Below are 6,155 nucleotides of genomic sequence, written 5' to 3'. Positions count from 1 at the left end.
TCAACAATTTAATCGTATAAAATATATTAATATAATAATTATAAAAATAAGATATAGAGAAATAATACTTTTAGGATACAGAAAATAAATGAAGAGGGAGAAAAGAGAAAAATGAATAGTTTAAAAATATGCTTTCTTGTTATTGTTTCATTGTGTATAGTTTATCAATTTTTAATTTGTAAACCAAGTAACAAAGATTTAAGTAATGAATCTAAACTAAAGTTATGATATGTATTTATAAGATTATTGAGAGGAGTGGTTAAAAATGAAATGTAAGAAAGTAAAGTTTAAGGTAGATGGAGTTAGTTGCCTAGATTGTTTTAGCAGTTTACTTGAAACTATGGAGAGAGTGGCTGGTATAGCCGAGACCAGTATAGAGTTAGATAGTAAAATTGCTACAATGCACTATGAACCTAATAGGATTAGTAAAGAACAGATAAGAAGTATAATAGAAACTATACCTCAAAGTGATTTTAGAGCTACCTTAATGATTTAAAATAGGTTTATTATAAACTGATTTTTATAAAAGTAAATTTCCCACACTGTTTTAGCAGTTATGATCCGAGGGGAGGATAAACTGTTATGCGTCCATGGGGAATTTTTTGTTTTTTGTATAATAAACATCATAGTTATATCAATATTTTCATAGTTTCTATTTTTTTTACAGTATTTTAATTGAGATAACGGTGCTATAATAATTAGTGGAAATAATATATAATTATAGTTTTTTCGATATAGGATAAATTTAATTTTTATAAAAATTATTATTAAAGTAAAAATTATTGACAAATTTAAAATTAAATATATAATAAACATATAGGAATACTAAGTAAAGTTTTCATGACTATATAAAACGTATATAAACGCTAAGAGTACATTCTGTAAATAAGTAGGGGGAAAAATAATGAACAAATTAAAGAAATTTGCATTAATTGCATTAACAGCAACATTAACATTGGGGGCAGTAGCATGTGGTTCAACAAGCAATAGTAATTCTGGTTCTTCTACAAAGGAAACTAAGAATATTACTATAGGAGTTTGCCCGGGACCATATGGTGATATGGTTAAAAAGGCGATAGCACCAGCTCTTGAGAAAAAAGGATATAAAGTAACTACCAAAGAATTTAGTGATTATGTTCAGCCTAATAAAGCATTGGCTAACAAAGAAATAGATGCTAATTTATTTCAACATACCGCATATCTGCAAAAGTTTTCTAAGGATAACAATTTAGATTTATCACCAGTTATCAGCGTACCAACTGCGGGAATGGGAATATTTTCAAACAACATAAAATCTTTAGATAAATTACCAGATGGAGCCAAGGTTGCAATACCAAATGATCCTTCAAATTTAGCTAGAGCATTAACATTACTAAAAAATCAAGGACTCATTAATATTAAAGATAATATAGATGAAACTAAAGCAACTCAGAATGACGTAACAGAAAATAAAAAGAATTTAAAATTTGTTCCAATTGAAGCGGCACAGGAACCAAGAAGTTTAGATAGTGTTGATATTGCACTTATTACAGGAAACTACGCTATTTCAGCAGGAATGGATTTCTCAAAGGCTTTAGTAGTAGAAAAGCTAGCAGAAAATTATAAAAATGTAGTAGCGGTAAGAACTGATGATTTAAATAAGGATCTAGGAAAAGATTTAAAGGAAGCTGTAGAATCTGCAGACTTTAAAAATGTAATTGAAGATAAAAATGGAGAATTTAAGTCTTTCGACAAACCAGAATGGTATGTAAATAAGAATGGTACTAAATAGAATATAGATAGTTTTGCTTAATGGGAGTATAATACTCCCATTAAGTTTATACAAAATAGTTTACATTAATTTGTTAATTTAGAAGTTTAGTGAAATGTTGATGTATACATATATTTAGGATAGAAGTTTTAGGAGGTGTATCTTTTGATAGAATTAAAAGATGTTAGTGTAGTATTTAACATCAAAGGTACTGGTGTAGAAGCTGTTAAAGATGTTAATCTAAAGATAAATAAAGGAGAAATCTTTGGAATAGTAGGTCTTAGTGGAGCGGGAAAGAGTACTTTGGTGAGAACTATAAATTTACTACAAAGGCCAAGCAGGGGTAAAGTTATAATTGATGGAGTAGATATTACTAATTTAAATGGTGAAGAACTTAGAAAACAGAGATTAAAAATAGGAATGATATTTCAACACTTTAATTTAATAAGCGGTAAAACTGTGTATAAAAATGTAGAGTTTGTTTTAAAGGCAAACAATTATCCAAAGAATAAACGGAAGGAAAAGGTAGAGGAACTACTAAAGTTAGTTTCCTTAGAAGATAAAGCAAAAGCATATCCCGCAAACTTAAGCGGTGGTCAAAAACAAAGGGTAGGTATTGCTAGAGCACTAGCTAATAATCCTGAAATACTATTATGTGATGAAGCAACTTCGGCCTTAGATTTAGAGAATACTGAAGAAATTTTAAAATTGCTTAAAAAGATAAATGAAGAATACGGAATAACTATTGTTTTTATTACCCACGAAATGGAAGTGGCAAAGAGGCTTTTCAATAGATTAGCAGTAATGAGTGCTGGCAGAGTAGTTGAAGTAAATGATGTTTATTCTGTTTTTGCAGCTCCGGAAGATAAAATAACAAAATCCTTAATAAGTAAAAATTTAAATATAGAATTGCCAAAGGGAATAGAAAAATTAATTTCTGTTGGAGAGATTGTAAAGCTTCATTTTAAAGGTGACAAAAGTGTTGAACCGCTTATATCAGAGGTTTCAAAAAAGTTTAAGGTTTATATAAGTATAATTCATGGAAAGATTGATTATATAAACAATAAACCCCTTGGCATCCTTCTTATAAATATTACTGGTGATAAAGAGGAGATAAACAAGACAAAATTATATTTAAAAGAAAATGTAGCGGAAATTGAGGAAAACTATCACTTACAGAAAGAGGTGAGCACAATTGAATAATACTTTTAATATATTACATGATGAACTAGGTAGAGCTATAGCAGATTCACTTAATATGATAGGTATAGCAATAGTATTATCTATTGTAGTTGGTGGAATAATAGGATTGATTTTATACTTAACAGCCAATCCATTGTTCTTTAAAAATAAAATTATTAATTCCATTGCAGGGATAATCGTAAATATAATTCGTTCTTTACCTTTTGTAATATTATTGGTACTTTTGATACCAATAACTAAGAGATTGGTTGGTACAAGTATAGGACCAAAGGCAGCGGCAGTACCTCTTTCCATTGCTTCTATTGCTTTTTTTGCAAGGATGGCTGAAGGAGCTTTTAGCGAAGTGGACAAAGGGGTTTTAGAAGCTGCTATCGCCTCAGGAGCAAAGCTTAGGCTAATATTAACAGATGTACTTATAGTAGAAGCACTTCCAAGTCTTATAAGAGCTGTAACTGTAACTTTAGTAAGTTTAATTGGATTCTCTGCTATGGCTGGAATTGTAGGCGGCGGAGGTATTGGTGACCTAGCTATTAGATATGGTTATTATAGATATGAAACTGGAGTAATGATAGCTACTGTTATTATATTGGTAGTTATAGTTCAGGCTATACAATTCATAGGAGATGGGCTAGCTAAAGTATCTTCAAAAAGATAGATTTCTAAAAGCAGGAGAGATTTAACCATTAAAGTTTATAGAGAAAAGAAGGGATATTTTTGAATTATAATGATTTATTCAATATTATAAGTGATAAGAGTAGAGTAAAGCTTGGCAAGGATATAGATGATAAATATTTAAGTGATGGACTTAATAGGGATAAAGGTGAGGCCGACGCATTAGTTTTTGCTGTAAACACTGAGGAAGTAAGCAGTGTAATGAAACTAGCTTATGAAAATTCTATACCAGTAACTCCTAGAGGAGCGGGAACAGGAGTAGTAGGAGCAACGATTCCTACTAAAGGCGGCATTATACTGGATGTATCTCTAATGAAAAATATACTGGAACTAGATGAAAATACACTTACTTTAACAGTAGAGGCAGGTGTACTTCTTACTGAAATTCAGAAATTCGTTGAAGAAAAAGAACTCTTCTATCCACCTGATCCAGGAGAAAAGAATGCTTCTATAGGTGGTAACATAAGTACAAATGCTGGTGGAATGAGAGCAGTAAAATATGGAGTAACAAGAGATTATATTATGGGAATTGAAGTGGTTTTAGCAGATGGAAGTGTGCTGAATCTTGGTGGAAAGGTAATAAAAAATAGTTCCGGTCTTGATATAAAGGATTTAATGATAGGTTCTGAAGGAACTCTAGGAATTATAACTAAAGCTACCTTAAAGCTTATACCAAAGCCTAAAAAAAGTATAAGTGCACTTATACCATTTAACTCTTTGAAGGAGGGTATAGATACTGTTATAAAGATAATAAAGAAAAATGCAAATCCTACAGCCATTGAATTCATGGAAAAAGAAGTCATTGAAGACGCAGAAAAGTTTTTAAAACTGAAATTTACATGTGATGAGGGAAAGGCTTATTTACTTTTAACCTTTGATGGTGATGAAGAATTTGAGATAGAAAGTAATTACAACAAGGTTAAGGAAGTAGCAAAGGAAAGCAATGCACTGGATTTTATCTTACTTGATAAAAAGGAAGACATAGAAAGAACCTGGAAAATAAGAGGGGCACTAGTTACAGCAGTAGAGGCTGTTTCAGAACAAAAGCCGGTGGATATCGTAGTCCCAATAGACAAATCCGCAGAGTTCATAGAATACACTAAGATAGCTGAAAGAGAATTTGGAATTAAAATTGCAAGTTTTGGACATGCTGGTGATGGAAATGTACATTTATGTGTAATAAGAAATGACATGGAAGAAAAGCAGTGGAATGAAAACTCTAAAATGATTCTAAAGGCTCTTTATAGAAAGGGAAAAGAACTCAATGGATTACCTTCTGGGGAGCATGGTATAGGGCTGCATAAAAAACCATACTTCATTGATGTAACGGATAAAATAAATGTAGAGTACATGAGAAGAATAAAGAAAGCTTTTGATGAAAAAGGTATCTTGAATGCTGGTAAGTCTTATTCAGTGTAATACATTCATATATCTTTTTACTGGAGTGTTACAAGATCAAACATCAAAGAATATTGTGTATATACGAGTAGGCACATAGATTTGCATGAATTAAATCTATGTGCCTTTGTTTTAGGAAAATTTTATATAAGGGAGCCATATTTATCCGGATCATACTTTAATAACACTTGGGTTAAATGTTCAGCGTGCTCCTTTTCATCACTAGCTATTAAATAGAATACATGTCTGACGTCTTGCTGATGGAATTCTACTAAATGCTGCTCGTATAAAATTACAGCTTCAAACTCGCCTTTTATATCTTGTCTTATATTATTTAAAATAATCTGTGTATTATAATCAGGTTTATATGTTTGCATAACTGTTTTTGTACCAGAATCTTGACCTTTATACATATTATATTTTTGATACTGCACTGAATCATATTTTCGGAGCAAATTAAGCAGCATTCCATAGTGATTTTTTTCATCCTGCATTATACGTGTCCAAACATCATTAATATCTTCCATATGTGAGTTTGCAATATGTTCAGCGTAACCATTTATAGCAATGATTTCACCTATGAGTGCTTCACGTATTTTATTTGTAAAAAAGTAAGGATGTCCTTGGGGCTGTCCGTCCTGAACGGTATAACTCATTATAGTACCTCCAAAGTATATTATTGAGTACAATAATATACTATTTGTCAAAATTATATAATATGCATATATTCTTGTATTCTAAATTAAAGTTTAATGATTTTTAACCATTAAATGTTTATATGGTTTATAGTATTTTTTCATTTTTATGTAATGCTTCTTTACCATTGTAAGCTGTATCTACTAGGTATCCTTCACGTTTTAGTGCATAAGCTAGTACATCTAATATGTTTTTTTCATCATCTACTACAAGTACTTTATCCTGCAAAATTAAAATCCTCCTTTTGATTTTCCTAAGTTATGTAAATAATATTAACACATAATTATAAATTAAGTATAAAAAAGATCGTCTTTTAAAATATTTTACAAGACGATCTTTTTTTTATTATTTTGTTTAACCTGACTAACTTGGCGTAAGTCTCCCACGCACTCTGTGAAAGCGATTTGCACCAAATTAAAATTTTGGCTCTCTGCTT

The 6,155-nt window shown here is 30.6% G+C and carries 7 protein-coding genes; 5 read left to right on the top strand and 2 right to left on the bottom strand.

From position 1 onward, the window contains the following. Nucleotides 1-265: 265 nt before the first annotated feature. The 5 genes from RH99_RS17375 to RH99_RS17355 all read left to right on the top strand — a co-directional run bounded on the left by RH99_RS17375 (nt 266) and on the right by RH99_RS17355 (nt 5,044). Complete coding sequence (locus tag RH99_RS17375) at nt 266-496, top strand: heavy-metal-associated domain-containing protein (protein ID WP_010241294.1); 231 nt, start codon at nt 266-268, stop codon at nt 494-496. Nucleotides 497-904: 408 nt separating this feature from the next. Continuing rightward, a complete protein-coding gene (locus RH99_RS17370) occupies nt 905-1,771 on the top strand; it encodes a MetQ/NlpA family ABC transporter substrate-binding protein (RefSeq protein ID WP_010241291.1) in 867 nt (288 codons plus the stop codon). Nucleotides 1,772-1,915: 144 nt separating this feature from the next. Then, nucleotides 1,916-2,953, top strand: a complete 1,038-nt coding sequence (locus RH99_RS17365; RefSeq protein WP_010241289.1) for a methionine ABC transporter ATP-binding protein — start codon at nt 1,916-1,918, stop codon at nt 2,951-2,953. Beyond that, nucleotides 2,946-3,608, top strand: a complete 663-nt coding sequence (locus RH99_RS17360) for a methionine ABC transporter permease (RefSeq protein WP_010241287.1) — start codon at nt 2,946-2,948, stop codon at nt 3,606-3,608. The genes RH99_RS17365 and RH99_RS17360 overlap by 8 nt, the downstream gene beginning before the upstream one ends. Nucleotides 3,609-3,667: 59 nt before the next feature. Next, a complete protein-coding gene (locus RH99_RS17355; RefSeq protein ID WP_010241284.1) occupies nt 3,668-5,044 on the top strand; it encodes an FAD-binding oxidoreductase in 1,377 nt (458 codons plus the stop codon). Between the two features lie 122 nt (nt 5,045-5,166). Here RH99_RS17355 and RH99_RS17350 read toward each other — a convergent pair whose 3' ends face one another. Together RH99_RS17350 and RH99_RS18740 are read right to left on the bottom strand one after the other, a co-directional pair. Continuing rightward, nucleotides 5,167-5,679, bottom strand: coding sequence for a rubrerythrin (locus tag RH99_RS17350; RefSeq protein WP_010241282.1), 513 nt, complete (start codon nt 5,677-5,679; stop codon nt 5,167-5,169). 127 nt (nt 5,680-5,806) lie between these two features. Beyond that, nucleotides 5,807-5,947: a response regulator gene (locus RH99_RS18740; protein ID WP_010241280.1), complete on the bottom strand. Its 141-nt coding sequence runs from the start codon at nt 5,945-5,947 to the stop codon at nt 5,807-5,809. Nucleotides 5,948-6,155 lie beyond the last annotated feature (208 nt).

The organism is Clostridium arbusti SL206 (assembly GCF_000246895.1).
GTDB classification, from domain to species: domain Bacteria; phylum Bacillota; class Clostridia; order Clostridiales; family Clostridiaceae; genus Clostridium_I; species Clostridium_I arbusti.
Note: the sequence above shows the minus strand (reverse complement) of the source record. Positions and strands in the feature narration are given on the sequence as shown.